The 15,104-nt window shown below is 51.0% G+C and carries 13 protein-coding genes; 11 read left to right on the top strand and 2 right to left on the bottom strand.

From position 1 onward, the window contains the following. Positions 1-4 precede the first annotated feature (4 nt). Positions 5-2,905 (top strand): glycoside hydrolase family 48 protein, encoded by a 2,901-nt coding sequence (locus HQN87_RS04920; protein ID WP_173128908.1) that lies wholly within the window; start codon positions 5-7, stop codon positions 2,903-2,905. A gap of 203 nt (positions 2,906-3,108) precedes the next feature. On the opposite strand, the gene mnmA is transcribed toward HQN87_RS04920, so the two are convergent. Continuing rightward, positions 3,109-4,230, bottom strand: coding sequence for a tRNA 2-thiouridine(34) synthase MnmA (mnmA, locus tag HQN87_RS04915; protein WP_173128618.1), 1,122 nt, complete (start codon positions 4,228-4,230; stop codon positions 3,109-3,111). Between the two features lie 318 nt (positions 4,231-4,548). On the opposite strand from mnmA, the gene cymR reads away from it, so the two are divergent. Next, positions 4,549-4,968: a cysteine metabolism transcriptional regulator CymR gene (gene cymR, locus HQN87_RS04910; protein ID WP_173128615.1), complete on the top strand. Its 420-nt coding sequence runs from the start codon at positions 4,549-4,551 to the stop codon at positions 4,966-4,968. Between the two features lie 131 nt (positions 4,969-5,099). On the opposite strand, the gene HQN87_RS04905 is transcribed toward cymR, so the two are convergent. Continuing rightward, positions 5,100-6,101 (bottom strand): VanZ family protein, encoded by a 1,002-nt coding sequence (locus HQN87_RS04905; RefSeq protein ID WP_173128612.1) that lies wholly within the window; start codon positions 6,099-6,101, stop codon positions 5,100-5,102. A gap of 292 nt (positions 6,102-6,393) precedes the next feature. Here HQN87_RS04905 and HQN87_RS04900 point away from each other — a divergent pair, with 292 nt between their 5' ends. From HQN87_RS04900 to HQN87_RS04860, 9 genes are all read left to right on the top strand, one after another. Further along, a complete protein-coding gene (locus tag HQN87_RS04900) occupies positions 6,394-7,071 on the top strand; it encodes a response regulator transcription factor (protein WP_173128609.1) in 678 nt (225 codons plus the stop codon). Beyond that, positions 7,068-8,885 (top strand): HAMP domain-containing sensor histidine kinase, encoded by a 1,818-nt coding sequence (locus HQN87_RS04895; protein WP_173128606.1) that lies wholly within the window; start codon positions 7,068-7,070, stop codon positions 8,883-8,885. The genes HQN87_RS04900 and HQN87_RS04895 overlap by 4 nt, the downstream gene beginning before the upstream one ends. A 141-nt stretch (positions 8,886-9,026) precedes the next feature. After that, positions 9,027-9,713: a GDSL-type esterase/lipase family protein gene (locus tag HQN87_RS04890; RefSeq protein ID WP_367272657.1), complete on the top strand. Its 687-nt coding sequence runs from the start codon at positions 9,027-9,029 to the stop codon at positions 9,711-9,713. A 35-nt stretch (positions 9,714-9,748) separates the two neighbouring features. Next, positions 9,749-11,155 (top strand): MBOAT family O-acyltransferase, encoded by a 1,407-nt coding sequence (locus HQN87_RS04885; RefSeq protein WP_173128600.1) that lies wholly within the window; start codon positions 9,749-9,751, stop codon positions 11,153-11,155. Between the two features lie 15 nt (positions 11,156-11,170). Next, the gene (locus HQN87_RS04880) at positions 11,171-12,319 is read left to right on the top strand and encodes a DHHW family protein (RefSeq protein WP_254075354.1); all 1,149 of its coding nucleotides are present in this window, start codon (positions 11,171-11,173) and stop codon (positions 12,317-12,319) included. Between the two features lie 22 nt (positions 12,320-12,341). Beyond that, on the top strand, positions 12,342-12,830 hold the full coding sequence (locus tag HQN87_RS04875) for a DUF4358 domain-containing protein (RefSeq protein WP_254075353.1): 489 nt from the start codon (positions 12,342-12,344) through the stop codon (positions 12,828-12,830). 218 nt (positions 12,831-13,048) lie between these two features. Then, positions 13,049-13,246, top strand: coding sequence for a hypothetical protein (locus HQN87_RS04870; RefSeq protein ID WP_173128597.1), 198 nt, complete (start codon positions 13,049-13,051; stop codon positions 13,244-13,246). Further along, positions 13,239-14,504 carry a DNA polymerase IV gene (locus HQN87_RS04865; RefSeq protein WP_173128594.1) on the top strand — a complete coding sequence of 422 codons (1,266 nt, stop codon included), beginning with the start codon at positions 13,239-13,241 and terminating at the stop codon, positions 14,502-14,504. The genes HQN87_RS04870 and HQN87_RS04865 overlap by 8 nt, the downstream gene beginning before the upstream one ends. After that, the gene (locus tag HQN87_RS04860; RefSeq protein ID WP_173128591.1) at positions 14,501-14,977 is read left to right on the top strand and encodes a YhjD family protein; all 477 of its coding nucleotides are present in this window, start codon (positions 14,501-14,503) and stop codon (positions 14,975-14,977) included. Before HQN87_RS04865 ends, HQN87_RS04860 begins: the two co-directional genes overlap by 4 nt. Positions 14,978-15,104: the final 127 nt, after the last annotated feature.

The following is a 15,104-nucleotide window of genomic DNA, read 5'->3' as shown; positions in this document are numbered from 1 at the left end:
AATGATGAAGCTAAGTTCATTCAAGAAACCGGCCTCCATAGTCATGACTGCCGTTCTGACGCTATCCCTCACCAGCGGGATCTTCAATTTCAATCCGGGAACAGCCAAGGCGGCATCGGTGGAGAAGACAAGATTCCTGCAATTATATGACCAGCTGAAAAACCCGGCAAGCGGCTATTTCTCGGCTGAAGGTATCCCGTATCACTCGGTGGAGACCCTGCTGAGCGAGGCGCCCAACTATGGGCATATGACTACCTCAGAGGCTTACAGCTACTGGATGTGGCTTGAAGTGCTGTACGGCCATAACACCGGAGATTGGAGTAAGCTCGAAGCGGCCTGGGACAACATGGAGAAATACATTATTCCGATCAATGAAGGCGACGGTGTGCAGGAGCAACCGACCATGAGCAGCTACAACCCGAACAGTCCGGCAACCTATGCCTCGGAGCATGCCCAGCCGGATCTGTATCCAAGTGCGCTGAACGGAAAGTACACTCCGGGCAAGGACCCGCTGGATGCGGAGCTGAAGTCCACCTACGGCAATAACCAGACCTATCTGATGCACTGGCTGGTGGATGTGGACAACTGGTACGGCTTCGGCAATCTGCTGAACCCTAGCCATACCGCGAGTTATGTGAACACCTTCCAGCGCGGAGTGCAGGAATCGGTCTGGGAGGCAGTAGGCCACCCTTCACAGGATAACAAGACGTTCGGCAAAGCCAATGAAGGCTTCATGTCCTTGTTCACCAAGGAAAATAGCGCACCTTCCGCACAGTGGCGGTATACGAATGCCACGGATGCGGATGCGCGGGCTGTGCAGGCCATGTACTGGGCCAAGGACCTTGGCTATACGAATACGGTCTATCTGAACAAAGCCAAAAAAATGGGCGACTTCCTGCGTTACGGCATGTACGATAAGTACTTCCAGAAGCTCGGCAGTGCCGCTGACGGTACGCCTGAAGCGGGAACCGGCAAGGATTCCAGCCAGTATCTGCTGGCCTGGTATACAGCCTGGGGCGGCGGTCTGGGAACCGGCGGAGACTGGGCCTGGAGAATCGGTGCCAGCCATGCGCATCAGGGGTATCAGAATGTGGTTGCAGCCTATGCGCTGTCGACCGCAGCCGGAGGACTGATTCCGTCCTCGGCAACAGCCGGAACGGACTGGGGCAAATCGCTGACCCGCCAGCTGGAATTCTACAACTGGCTGCAATCCTCTGAAGGGGCGATTGCGGGCGGTGCAACCAACAGCTATAACGGCTCCTACAGCGCTTATCCGGCAGGCACAAGCACCTTCTACGGCATGGCCTACGACGAGGCTCCTGTCTATCATGACCCGCCATCCAACAACTGGTTCGGGATGCAGTCCTGGAGCATGGAACGGGTAGCAGAGCTGTATTACATCCTGGCTTCCAGCGGGGACACTACCTCGGCTAATTTCAAAATGGCCAAACGGGCCATTGAGAACTGGATTGACTGGTCTACAGATTATGCCTTTGCGGGCAGCCGTCCGGTATCCGATGCTGCCGGCTATTATCTGGATCAGCAAGGAAACCGGATTCTGGGCGGAGATGATCCGCAGGTGGCCACCGTATCCGCACCCGGCGAGTTCTGGATTCCGGGCAATGTGGAGTGGCACGGACAGCCGGATACCTGGAGCGGGTTCAGCACTTTTAACGGCAACAGCGGTCTGAACGCAGTGACCAAAGATCCTGGACAGGACAGCGGCGTGCTGGGCAGCTACATTAAAGCGCTCACCTTCTTTGCCGCAGGGAATAAAGCGGAGCATGGCAGCAATACTGCGCTCGGCGGAACCGCTTCCCAATTAGCCAAATCCTTGCTGGATACGGCCTGGGGCTACAATGACGGAGTGGGCATTACGACACTTGAGAAGCGTGCGGATTATTTCCGGTTCTTCACCAAAGAGGTCTATTTCCCTGCAGGCTGGAGCGGTACCTTCGGCCAGGGCAACACTATACCGGGCAACTCGACGGTTCCTTCCGATCCGGCCAAGGGCGGTAATGGAGTGTATGCGAGCTACACCGATATTCTCCCGGATATCAAAAATGATCCCAAGTGGAGTTACCTGGAAGACAAATACAATAGCTCGTACAACAAAACAACAAAGACTTGGGAGAATGGTGCACCGGAGTTCACCTACCACCGCTTCTGGTCACAAGTGGACATCGCTACAGCCTACGCGGAATATGACCGGCTGATTAATAACGGCACCGGCCCGACGCCGACGCCGACGACTACACCAACGGCTTCACCAACAGCTACGCCGACGGCCACACCAACCCCTACACCTTCGGTTACACCGACAGTAGCGCCGACGGCCACACCTACCGCTACAGCGACGACCACACCTACTGCCACACCTACTGCCACACCGACGACTACACCAACAGCTACACCGACAGTCGCACCAACACCTACGCCGGCCGTAGGGAATCTGGTGGTTCAATACCGCACCACAGATACGAATGCCACAGATGCACAGTTCCGTCCGCAGCTGCGGGTTGTCAACAACGGAACCACGGCTGTAGATCTTAGCAAGGTCAAGCTCCGCTATTACTACACGATCGACGGAGAGAAGGCCCAGCAATTTAATGTGGATTATGCAACAGTCGGCGGCAGCAATGTGCTTGGCAGCTTCGTGAAGCTCGCTCCTGCGGCTACAGGAGCAGACTATTACGTGGAGATTGCCTTCAGCGCCGGCGCAGGCAGTCTGGCACCCGGTGCGAACACCGGTGAGATTCAGCTGCGCATCAACAAATCCGATTGGAGCAATTACAATGAGGCTGATGATTACTCCTACGATCCAACCAAAACAGCCTTCACCGATTGGAACCGGGTAACGCTGTATTTGGACGGCGTCCAGTCATGGGGCATTCAGCCGCAGTAAGGCTGCCGTCCGGTAAGCCAGCCCCGGCGTAAATTCGTATCCTGAAAAGCGAAAGAACCTTCAACTCCACAGCTAGTGGTTTTGAAGGTTCTTTTTTGAATGTACTAAGAAGCATGTATGCGAAAAACACAATAGGGGAGGCACCAGCACTCATCACTTGCCAGGGTTTCCTTTATATGGGTAGCTCCCTAGCTGGGGTGCAATCAGACTTGCGCCAGCGGCACAACCTTCTCAGCAGTCTCGATCGTCCCGCCGCCAAGACAGGTATCGCCCAGATAGAAGACCACGGCTTGTCCGGGAGTAATCGCCTTCTGCTGCACATCAAAAGCAACATGTACGGTTCCGTCCTCCTGCTTCGTCAGCGTAACCCCCTGATCCGGCTGGCGGTAGCGGAACTTGGCGGTACACTTCAGCGGTGTATCGCCAAGTGTATCCGGATCGATCCAGTTCACCCCTGAGGCTATAAGGCTGGTCGAGTACAAGCTGACATGCTTCTCGCCCTGTACCACATACAGGGTATTGCTGGCCAGATCCTTCTCCGCCACGAACCAGGGTTCGCCTGTACCGGAGCCGCCGATACCCAGGCCCTGACGCTGGCCCAGCGTGTAGTACATGAGGCCGTCATGCCGGCCCTTGACTTCGCCGGTGGCGATATCGACCATATTGCCTGACTGTGCAGGCAGGTATTGGCTGAGGAATTCACGGAAATTGCGTTCTCCGATGAAGCAGACGCCGGTGCTGTCTTTTTTCTTCGCGGTATAGAGTCCGGCTTCCTCGGCAATCCGGCGTACCTCCGGCTTCGGCAGATGCCCGATCGGGAACATGGCCTTGGAGAGCTGATACTGGTTCAGTGCATTGAGGAAATACGTCTGGTCCTTGTTGTTGTCCACGCCGCGCAGCAGCTTGAACAGGCCGTCTTCTTCCACGACTCGGGCGTAATGCCCGGTAGCGACGTAATCTGCGCCAAGCTGCAGCGCCTTGTTCAGGAATTCTCCGAACTTGATCTCGCGGTTACACATCACATCTGGGTTCGGTGTCCGGCCGGCCTTATATTCTTCGAGGAAATAGGAAAAGACTTTATCAAAGTATTCCTTCTCGAAATTAACGGTATAGTAAGGAATATCAATCTGCTCGCAGACGCGGCGTACATCCTCGGCATCGGTCTCCGCCGTACATACGCCGAACTCGTCGGTATCATCCCAATTCTTCATGAAGATGCCGATGACGTCATACCCCTGCTGCTTCAGCAGCAGTGCTGTAACAGAGGAATCGACTCCACCCGACATACCGACGACGACTCGGATATCCTGATTAGCTTTTGTCATCGTGATCACCATTTTCTGTGCACAAAATACCGGCATTCTCACTGAACACCCGGCTCATTGTGTATTATAACATACCTGTCTACCCCAAACGAGGACACGGCTGCTACAAAATATACCGAAAAACGGTCCGTTATTGACAATTTGTCCACCACTGGTGAACAAAATCGCGAATTATTGCCGTTTGCTGTTCCAAATGTGTCCAGAGATATGATAACATAAGCTGAGAGCAAACATCGGAATACGGTGATATGACAGATCTCATGTCTAGCCAGCGAATATTTACAACAAACCAGCAACTAAACCGAAAGAGGTGCCCCTTTGAAAATATCAACCAAAGGACGTTACGGATTAACCATTATGATGGAGCTTGCCCTGAAATTTGGCGAAGGACCTACATCCCTTAAGAGCATTGCCGAGAAAAACGGACTCTCCGAGCATTATCTGGAGCAGCTCATCGCCCCGCTGCGTAATGCGGGACTCGTGAAGAGCATCCGCGGAGCCTACGGCGGTTATATTCTCTCCCGCGAGACCAGCACCATCACCGCCGGAGATATCATCCGCGTGCTGGAAGGCCCGATCTCTCCGGTAGACTTTACAGAAGAAGATGACCCGGCGAAGCGCGACCTCTGGCTGCGCATCCGCGACAGCATCGCCGATGTCCTCGACTCCACCACGTTATCCGATCTGATCAACTTCAAGGAAGAGAGCCAGGCGGATAATTATATGTTTTACATTTAATAGTAATTTGCGATTGAACGCAAATATATGAGAAAGAGCCGCCACGGTCAATAGACTGGGCGGCTCTTTCATTTTATGGATACAAAAAAGGGGACAGGCCTGCCTGGGAGTGCTTTGACTTGCCGGATGGGCTACCCTCCTCCCAGCAACTGATGAATTCGCGCCGCCAGCTTTTGGCCGGCATTGGCTTCTATGAGCGTGAGATCCCACATTACCGCATGGGTTCGAGGGTCGGCAGCATCGTTGAAGACGGCAAGCGTCAACTCCTGCTTTCCTCCAAGCGGAACCCGGAAGGATAGCGGCTGATTCTCACCCGGTACGATATTCACATTCAGGGAGTAAAGCTCTTCTCCGTCGGCCCTGATAATGACGCGGCTGCTGCCGCTGTCCGCTGCAGGTATGGCATCGTCGGGTACGGCGAAATTCCCGGTAATCTCCTTATACTGTCCATCAAGGCGCAGAGAGAACTCGTGACTTCTTGGATTATCGCGGCTGTACAGATTGATCGCCGGTTTGATCTGCTCCTGCGCTGCTGTGAAGCCGTTGAGCTGTGCCTCCCACTGCACCTTGCCATGTTCAAGGGGCAGCCGGTCCAGCGCCTTGATCTCGCCGTGTCCATGATCCAGATAATGATTGAGACCGCTCACGGCGGAGTAGACGGTCAACGTCAGGATCGCTCCGGAGAACAGGAGCTTGAGTAAGCCTCCCGGCGTCGTACGATCGCGGCGGATCAGCCGCTGGCTGCCATAGCCGACAGTCGCACCCAGCGTATTAATGACGATATCGTTGACATCGAACGCGCCCAAATGCGTCACCATCTGGATCAGCTCAATCCCGGTAATGGCTGCTAAGAAGACCAAAAGAAACGGCAGGAACCGGCAGCGGATCAGCAGCGGGATCACTAGCCCGAACGGTACGAATGCCAGGTAGTTACCCAGGTTGAAGAGCCAGAGATTCGAATAACCACTGTCCGGAAACCGCAGGGGAATTCCGTCAAATGCTAAATGATACCGCAAGCCCGTCTCCGGCAGAGCCGATGAGCGGTTGAAGCTGACGAACAAGAAAAATAGGGTGAGGGCTGTGTACAGCCAGAAGCCAACCCATGCGACGGTCCTCGTTTTCCCTTGAAACATGATGTATTCCCTCTCTATCGCTCAGTTTAGTGTCAGTCGCCGGAACAAGCTGTATGGGTCGAGTATAAGTCATCCCCTGCGGTCCAGCAAGACAGGCGGCGGCCGTACAGCAGCCAGTTACCGAAACAATGTAACATAGAAAAATAACCCAATCCAACGAGAGTATGGTATCCTTTTAGTTCTCACGGTTACGACCAAAAATGTACCCTATTTCAGTTCATCTGCACATGATCTTTATCTGTATAGGGTAATCTTTGAAGTGGTTCCAGAAAAAAAGTGGTGAGGTTGTCACATGTCAAAAACAATACTGATTGTAGAAGATGAAAATATTTTACGCGAAATCATGAAAGATTATCTGCTTGAAGAGGGGTATCGTGTGATTGAAGCTGCCGATGGGAAACAAGCGGTCTCGTTATTTCAAGAACATGAGGTGGACTTGATTTTACTGGACATCATGCTGCCTGAATTAGATGGATGGTCCGTGTGCAGGCGAATCCGCAGGACGTCGAATGTGCCGATCATCCTATTGACGGCCCGTTCTGATGAGGACGATACGTTGCTTGGGTTCGAGCTTGGCGCTGACGACTACGTAACCAAGCCTTATAGCCCTTCAATTTTGTTGGCACGGGTAAAGCGGCTACTGGAGAGCAGGCATATCCGCGAGCATGATAGCGACACCTTGTCCAGCGGAGGCATTTCGATCCATTTTCCATCCCGAACCGTTTCGATTGATGGTACAAGCTCCGGTCTAACGCATACGGAATTCGAAATATTGGCCTATCTGTTGAAAAACAAAGGGATCATCATCAGCAGGGAGCAACTGATTACGAAAATTTGGGGATATGATTTCGCGGGCGATGATCGTACGGTCAACAGCCATATCCGCAATTTGCGTTCCAAGCTGGGGAAGCATGCCAAACAGATTGTTACGGTTGTGCGTTCAGGCTATAAATTTGAGGACGAGCTATGAAAAAGGGAATTGTTCTAAAGCTGTTCCTGTTGACAGCGGGGTTGTGCCTGTTCCTGATCGCCGTTATTTTCACCTTGCAAACCGTATTTTTCAAACAGTTTTATGTTCATCAAAAAGTGGAGGACGTTAACGCGGCGCTTCAGGCTTATGAACAAGACTACCTGAATCAGGCCTCGGGCACGCAGGAGATGGCCAAGCTGGAGCAAGACTTTTTTCAAAAGCATAACACCTGGATCACGGCTCTGGACATCCGCGGAAATATAAAGTATGCCGGTGATTTCTTCATGGAAATTAAGCTGGACCGTTCGGAAGAATCGGCGCTTTCTGACACAACGATAACCGTACCTCTATACAGTTTCATCAACGTAGAGGACTTCAGCAGCAATCAAACGTTCCTCACTCCCTGGATCGAAGAAGGGGGAATGATCGCCATGGAAGGCTTGATCATGAATAACCAGCCAGTGATCCAGCGGATGGGCAGGAACAGTTCCAATCTGAGAGATGAGAGCCGGCTGGAGAATCATCAGATGGTGAGCAAGGAGTACGAGGTGCTGGGCCGATTGAGCGCGGTTCAATATCGTGAGCTATATTCCTCCTTTCTGGTCAAAGGAACCATTACAAAAGTTCGGGTGCCGGAAGGGGCGGGAGTCTCGCGTTACACCAATCACTTGTTCCTGGACCGCATCAAGGCTTTCCAGGCGGATCTATTGTACGGCGACTTTAAGGATGCCACGAACGCAAAGCAGATCGTAGATGTTGAAGAAAATCACGTGAACTACAAAATTTTCGTGAACCGCACCCAAGATCGAGATGGAAATCCCACCTACCTGTTCGCGATGACGTCGCTGCAGCCTGTTAATGAAGCCGTAGGGATCATCAAAGACTACTACGTGTATATCATTATTGCGACCTTGCTGCTCGCGCTACTAGCATCGTTTTACTACTCCCGTCAGATCGCCCGGCCGTTGCTGCGTATCAACCGTACCACCCGGCAAATGGCAAACCTCGATTTCTCGGAGAAAATCCCCATCACAACGAAGGATGAAATCGGAGACTTGTCGGGCAACATTAACGAGCTCTCCGAGCGCCTGCACTCCCATATCCTCCAGCTTGAGCAGGATATCGAGAAGGAAAAGCAGCTGGAGCATACCCGGAAAGAATTTATATCCGGCGTATCCCATGAGCTGAAGACTCCGTTAAGCGTCATTCAGAGCTGCCTTGCCATTTTGAAGGACGGGGTGGCAAGCCATAAGCGGGATCATTATTTTGCGGCGATGGAAGATGAAGTCAGCCGGATGAATGTGCTGATCGGGGATATGCTGGAATTGGCAAAATATGAATCTGGTACGTATAAAATGGACGTCGGTTCATTCTATATTGATACGCTTATCGAGCGGGTATGCACTAAATTAACGCCGGACTTTGAAGCCAAGCGGCTGCTTCTCAGCACTTTGCTTATACCTGCCCTAGTTGAGGGGAACGAGCGTCGTATCGAGCAGGTCATCGTCAATTTCCTTACCAACGCGATTTTCTATACGCCGGAGCAAGAATCTATACTCGTAACCACTTTGGAAGAGAGAGACACCGTTCAAATTTGTATCGAAAATAAAGGTGCCCATATCCCGGACGAGCAGCTCGGTAAAATTTGGGACCGTTTCTACCGCGGTGAAACCTCCCGCCACCGGTCGACCGGCGGGACGGGGCTTGGTCTTGCCATCTCCCAAAAAATTTTGGAGATGCACGGCGCGGCTTACGGCGTTAACAATACCTCCGATGGAGTGATGTTTTATTTTCAATTGAATAAAAAAGCGTAGGAATACGGAAGAAAGTGCAGACCTTGGTTCTGCGCTTTTTCTTTATTTCTTTTTTGATCTGACGTTGATTTCCTCTGCATTTGTTCTGCATCTCTCCCTGTTATTCTTTACTTAATTTTAGATGAAGAGAGGACGATGTTCATGTTTAAAAAAATCATTTCAACGTTAGTTATTGGCAGCACCGCACTCACCTTGGCAGCATGCGGGAATGGGCAACATCCGCAAAACGTGACGTCTCAGCCACAAGCTAATGAAACAGCTCTCTTGGAGAAGTCAAACCAAACTTCCTATAAAACGATATTTAAGAACAGCGTATTTCTGGGAGATTCGATTACAGAGGCACTATCTTACCATGACATTTTGGACGAGTTCAATGTAGTAGCAGGTGCCGGAAAGACTACCGAACTATCTCTGATGAGTGGAGATGTCGATAAGCTGGCAGAGCGGAATCCGCAGCATGTATTTATCATGCTGGGGTCTGATGATATTCTATTGCCGCCCCAAATTACCGATAACCCCAAGCAGTATTCACTGGACTTCTACGCCCAATTGATCGACAGCATCAAGAAGAAGCTTCCGAAGGCATCCGTAACGGTTTTACCGGTTACGCCGGTTACGCCGGAAGCTGAACAGGTGGAACCACGCTACAAAAATATCAACGATTACAACCAAGGTTTAAAAGAGCTGGCGGACAAGAAGCAGGTCGGATTTGCCGATTTATCCTCCATATTTGTTGACAGACCCCATTTGTATAGTTCGGACGGTATTCATTTTAAACCGGAATTTTATACACGTATGCTCGATTTGCTGAAAGACCGGGTGAAATAACATGCGGCCAGGTGAAGATCGGGAGGTGACGGAGATTGGTCTTTAGCAGCCTTATATTTGTATTCCTCTTTCTGCCGGTCACCCTGCTGATCTACTATATCTCGCCCATGAGGATTAGAAATGCTATTCTGCTCGCCGCAAGCCTGATCTTCTATGCATGGGGCGAGCCCGTCTACATTGTCCTCATGATCTTCTCGACGGTATTCGACTATGTGAACGGGGTCCTGATCGAACGATACAGGCACCGTAAGGTGATTGCACAGGGAGTATTGATCCTGTCCATGACGGGGAGCCTGGGGATTCTTGGCTTCTTTAAATACGCGGGGTTCGTCTGCGACAATATCAATTCGTTGTTCAACCTGCACTTGCAGGCAGCAGATCTTCCGCTTCCGGTGGGAATATCCTTCTACACGTTCCAGACGATGTCTTACGTAATCGACGTTTATCGGGGGAAAGTGAGTGTTCAGAAGAACCTGATCTCCTTCGGCGCCTATGTGACGATGTTCCCGCAGCTTGTAGCGGGACCGATCGTGAAATACGAAGATATTGCGGAGCAGCTGGTTAACCGCCAAGTAACGTTGGACCGTTTTGGCGAAGGGGCGGAACTGTTTATCAGAGGACTTGCTAAAAAAGTATTGCTTGCCAACAATATCGGTTTGCTGTGGACAAGTGTCAAAGGGGTGCCTGCGGGAGAACTATCGGTACTTTCTGCATGGCTCGGCATAATCGCCTTCACGTTTCAAATCTATTTCGATTTTAGCGGGTATTCGGATATGGCACGTGGTCTGGGCAGAATGTTCGGGTTCGAATTTATGAAAAATTTTGACTATCCTTATATTTCCAGGAGCGTTACAGAATTTTGGCGGAGATGGCATATTTCGCTCGGTGCCTGGTTCCGTGAGTATATCTACATCCCGCTCGGCGGCAACCGGGTAGGGAAGCTGAAGCAGCTGAGAAACTTGGGGGTTGTATGGTTTATAACCGGATTGTGGCATGGAGCGAGCTGGAATTTTATCATTTGGGGCTTATATTTCGGTCTTTTTGTCACCATCGAAAAGTGGTTTCTCTTGAAACAGCTTCAGCGCTTTCCAGCCTTTGTAAGCCATGTCTACACCCTGATGATCGTGATCATCGGCTGGGTATTTTTCGAATTTGAACATTTGCCTGTAGCCATGAGATTCATCGGAACGATGTTTGGCGCTGGAGCACATGGGTTCGTGGACAACCGGTCGCTCTATGATCTGTCGACGAACGCCCTGCTGCTGCTGCTCTTGGCGGTTTGTGCCACGCCGTATCCCCGTCAAGCACTGACATACATCAGAACCAGGTTTGCCCGATCCGGCACGCTTGCCGCTTTCGCCGTCTACTTCCTCTTCCTAGTGGCCTCAACAGCCTATCTGGTCAATGCAACGTACAATCCATTCTTATACTTTCGTTTTTAATGGAGGTGATTTTATTTGAAGCAGTACGATCAGGTCTATTATCGGGCACTCGCCATTCTACTGCTGATATTTACCGGAGCGGTATGGGTTATCAACTCTCTGACCCTGGGTAAAGTATTGTCCGAATCAGAGAACCGGATGCTGCAGCAGCTCCCGGCATTCTCGCTTCAAACCTTAGGATCAGGCAAGTTTACTTCAGAATTTGAAGCGTATATAGCGGATCAGTTTATGGAGAGGGACTTTTGGATTGGACTGAAATCCGATGCGGACCAGGGATTGGGGAAAAAAGAGAGCAATGGGGTATACCTCGGCAAGGACGGGTACCTGATTCAAAAATTCACTCCTCCCGAAAAAGGAGATTTGGAAGATAAGGTGAAAGCCGTTCAAGCATTTGATCAGGCTACGCCGGGTCTGCGCAAATATATGATGCTGGTGCCGACGGCAGCTTCCATACTTGAGGATAAATTGCCGCCTTATGCTTCCGGTGGTGGTGAGAGGGTCTATTGGGACAAGATAAAGGATTCTCCTCTCGGGGATATTCGATGGATTGATGTTTCTCCCGTGCTGGAGGCGAACAAGGAGCAACCGGTCTATTACAAAACAGACCATCACTGGACGACCAAAGGCGCTTTCCTTGCCTACCGGGAGCTGGGCGCGCCAATGGGTTTTACACCCAAGCACGAAGCTGATTTCAACATTCGTCAAGTCACCAGTCAGTTCTATGGATCTTTGTATTCGAAAAGCGGGTTTCGGCACTTACAGCCGGATTCCATTGAGCTGTATGATCCAAAAACACCGGGGAACATTTCCGTGGATTATGTCGACGAACAGCAACGTGCGGATTCGATGTACGTCATGGAAAATCTCACCAAGAAGGATAAATACACTGTATTTTTTAATGGGAATCATGGCTTGATCCGCATAACAACCGGCAATCCAGATGGAAGAAGGCTGCTTATTGTTAAGGATTCGTATGCAAACAGCCTGATCCCTTTTTTAACCACGCATTTTAGCGAAATTGATGTGATAGATCTCAGATATTATGAGGGGGATGTACTGAAACTTACGGAAGACCGGCAAATCCGCGACCTGTTGATTTTGTATAATATCACCACATTTTTTGAAGATCCATCCATTAAATCAATAGCGGATTCTGTAGAATAATGCAAATAGGAGGTCAGTAACGATGCTTGCTGGACAGAAAATGAAGTACCTGGTTGTCCTGTCTGCCGTCATGATCTTATGTGGCATTCTGATAGGATGCTCCAGTAAGAAGGAAGGCGCCAAAGACGTTCCCGTCCATACCATTGAGGAACACATCAAGCAAGCGGCTTCTATGGGGAATATGGAAAAAGGGGATATGAACAGGCTTAAGAAGCTATATCATCTCGAGGCAGATGAGGTTCAGGATTTTGTGCTGTATACGGCAGAATCGAACGTGGAAGCGGAGGAACTGGCTGTGATCCAAGTGAAACAAGAGAATCAAGTAGAAAGCGTTAAGGAAAAAATCATGAAAAGAATCGGGGCTCAAGAGGTCAAGCTGAAGGACTACCGTCCCGAGCAATTTTACCTCGTCCAAAAGCATGTATTAAAGGTCAAAGGCCGCTATATTTTGTTTACGGTCTCCAAGGATGCCGGACAAATCGAAAGTGCGTTTAGCGAAGCTCTTAAATAACAGGAGATGACGCAGGACGCTGATATAACAACCCGCCGGGCTTGTGCCTGACGGGTCTTTGGCATGGGCCGAAGATTCAATCTCCAGTTCTAACAATCCCCCTCATCCGCATACCTTATTTTAACAAGAACACTTGTTCTATTTTACCATTGCTTAAAAAACTTAATCCTGGTTATAATACAAACAAATGTTCTCACTTAATCCGGAGGCGATCAATCATGAAGATGAGCATCGGCCAAACCATAGAAATGATATATCTGGACAAAGCGGGCAAGATTACGCAGCGGAAAATTGAAGTGCACGGTATCCGTGATGGCCGCATACGGGCTACCTGTCTGAGCACCGGCCTGCCCCGTGTCTTCCTGACCGCCAGTATCCTGTCGTGGCATCCGGTACAGGGGCGGAGGTATGCTTAAGCCTAAAGACCGGATTATTCTGCTCTCAGATTGCCAATCCTTTTATGCCAGTGTCGAAAAGGCTGCTCATCCCGAGTATAAAGATAAGCCAGTCGCCGTCGGCGATCCCGCGCGGATGAACGGGATTGTCCTGGCTGCCTGCCCCATTGCCAAATCTCATGGGGTAACCACAGCCTCACGCGTGGGGGAGGCCCTGACGAAATGCCGGGACCTGGTGGTCATCCGGCCGCGGATGAGTATATATATTCAGGTCTCGCTGCTGATATCGGAGATATATCAGGGGTATACCGATCTGGTGGAGGCCTTCAGCATCGACGAGCAGTTCCTGGATGTGACCGGCTCCTTGCGTGCATTCGGGGGAGATCTGGAGGAGATGATTCACTCGATACAGCAGCATGTCCTGTTATCCACGGGGGTCTGGACCCGGGTGGGAATCGGGCCGTCCAAAATCCTTGCCAAGATGGCCAATAACTTCGCCAAGAAGAAGACCGGCGGAACGTTCAGGCTGGATTACGATAATCTGGAGACAGAGCTATGGCCGCTTCCGGTGCATGAAATGTTCATGGTGGCAGGCCGGATGACCAAGAACTTTTACCGGATGGGAATTACTACCATTGGAGATATTGCCCGTATGGAGCTGGGCGAGCTGAAGCGGAGAATGCGCACAACCATGGGCAAACAGAGCGATATTCAGGCGGAATATTATTGGCAGACAGCGCGGGGGATTGATCCCAGTCCGGTCGTTACCGGGATACGCCAGCAGATGAAGTCTGTCGGCCACGGGAAGGCGCTGCGCTGGAATCTCTATACCCGGCTTCCGGAGATTGAGGTTGTATTGCTGGAGCTGGTGATCGAGGTCTGCCAGCGGGCGCGGAAATACCGGTATATGGGATCGGTGGTGTCTGTTGCGGTGGTAGAGACGGACGGTAACACCTCCAATTCTTACAGCCGGCAAGCGACACTGCCCGAACCCTCGTCTCTAACCCATGAGGTTGCAGCGGCAGCCTATCGTTTATTTGTAGATCATTGGAGCGGCTTGCCGATAAGCCGGTTGGCCATATCTATAACCCAGTTGACAGAGGACAGCGTGATGCAGCTAACCCTATTTGACGACCGTATCCGGGTCTTGGGCAGAGAACGGGCCATTGACCAGATCAAAGCCAGATACGGCAGTCAGGCACTGATCCGCGCGTCTTCTTTACTGGAATCCGGGGTTGCTCTGGAACGGGCGCAGCAGATTGGGGGGCATTATAAATGAGTAAATTAGATGGAAACGAGCGGTGGAAATCCAAAATGCTAATGACAGAGCATGTCCAGCACTATGAGCAGAAGCAGGGGGAAGAGGTTAGGAAAATGATCACGGTGGAGGAGCGGACGATGGTGCGTGACCTGATTCTGCTTCCATATATGGAGACCATGGTCAGCAAGAGCCTGAAGGAGATTGAGTTCTCCGGCAGTATCCTTAAGCGCGCTTTCGGCATTGCCGGCCAGGCGATTCAGGAGCGTATTATGCAGGATACCTACCGGCTGCAGAAAGAGCTGAAGCAGCATAATATCCGGGTGCTGGCAGATGAGCAGGAGGAGTTCCTGGTGTATTACAAAATCTTTTGCCGGGGATATCAGGAACGCTTCGGGCTCACCCGGGATGTGATGCGCACCGAGATCAGCCTGCGGCTGACCAAGTATACAGCGGAGCTTGGAGCCGTATTGAAGGAGTATCTGAAGTCATAACACCTTTTGCAGCTTTTTTGACGCGGGAGATTTCAGGAGCTATTCTATTGCTATTCTTCCTAAAAGCCTTTCGAAAGCAGAATTAAGGAAGCTGTAACGGGGAAGGGCATTGGATAGACTATATTAG

Source organism: Paenibacillus tritici (assembly GCF_013204885.1).
Taxonomy (GTDB): domain Bacteria; phylum Bacillota; class Bacilli; order Paenibacillales; family Paenibacillaceae; genus Paenibacillus_AQ; species Paenibacillus_AQ tritici.
Note: the sequence above shows the minus strand (reverse complement) of the source record. Positions and strands in the feature narration are given on the sequence as shown.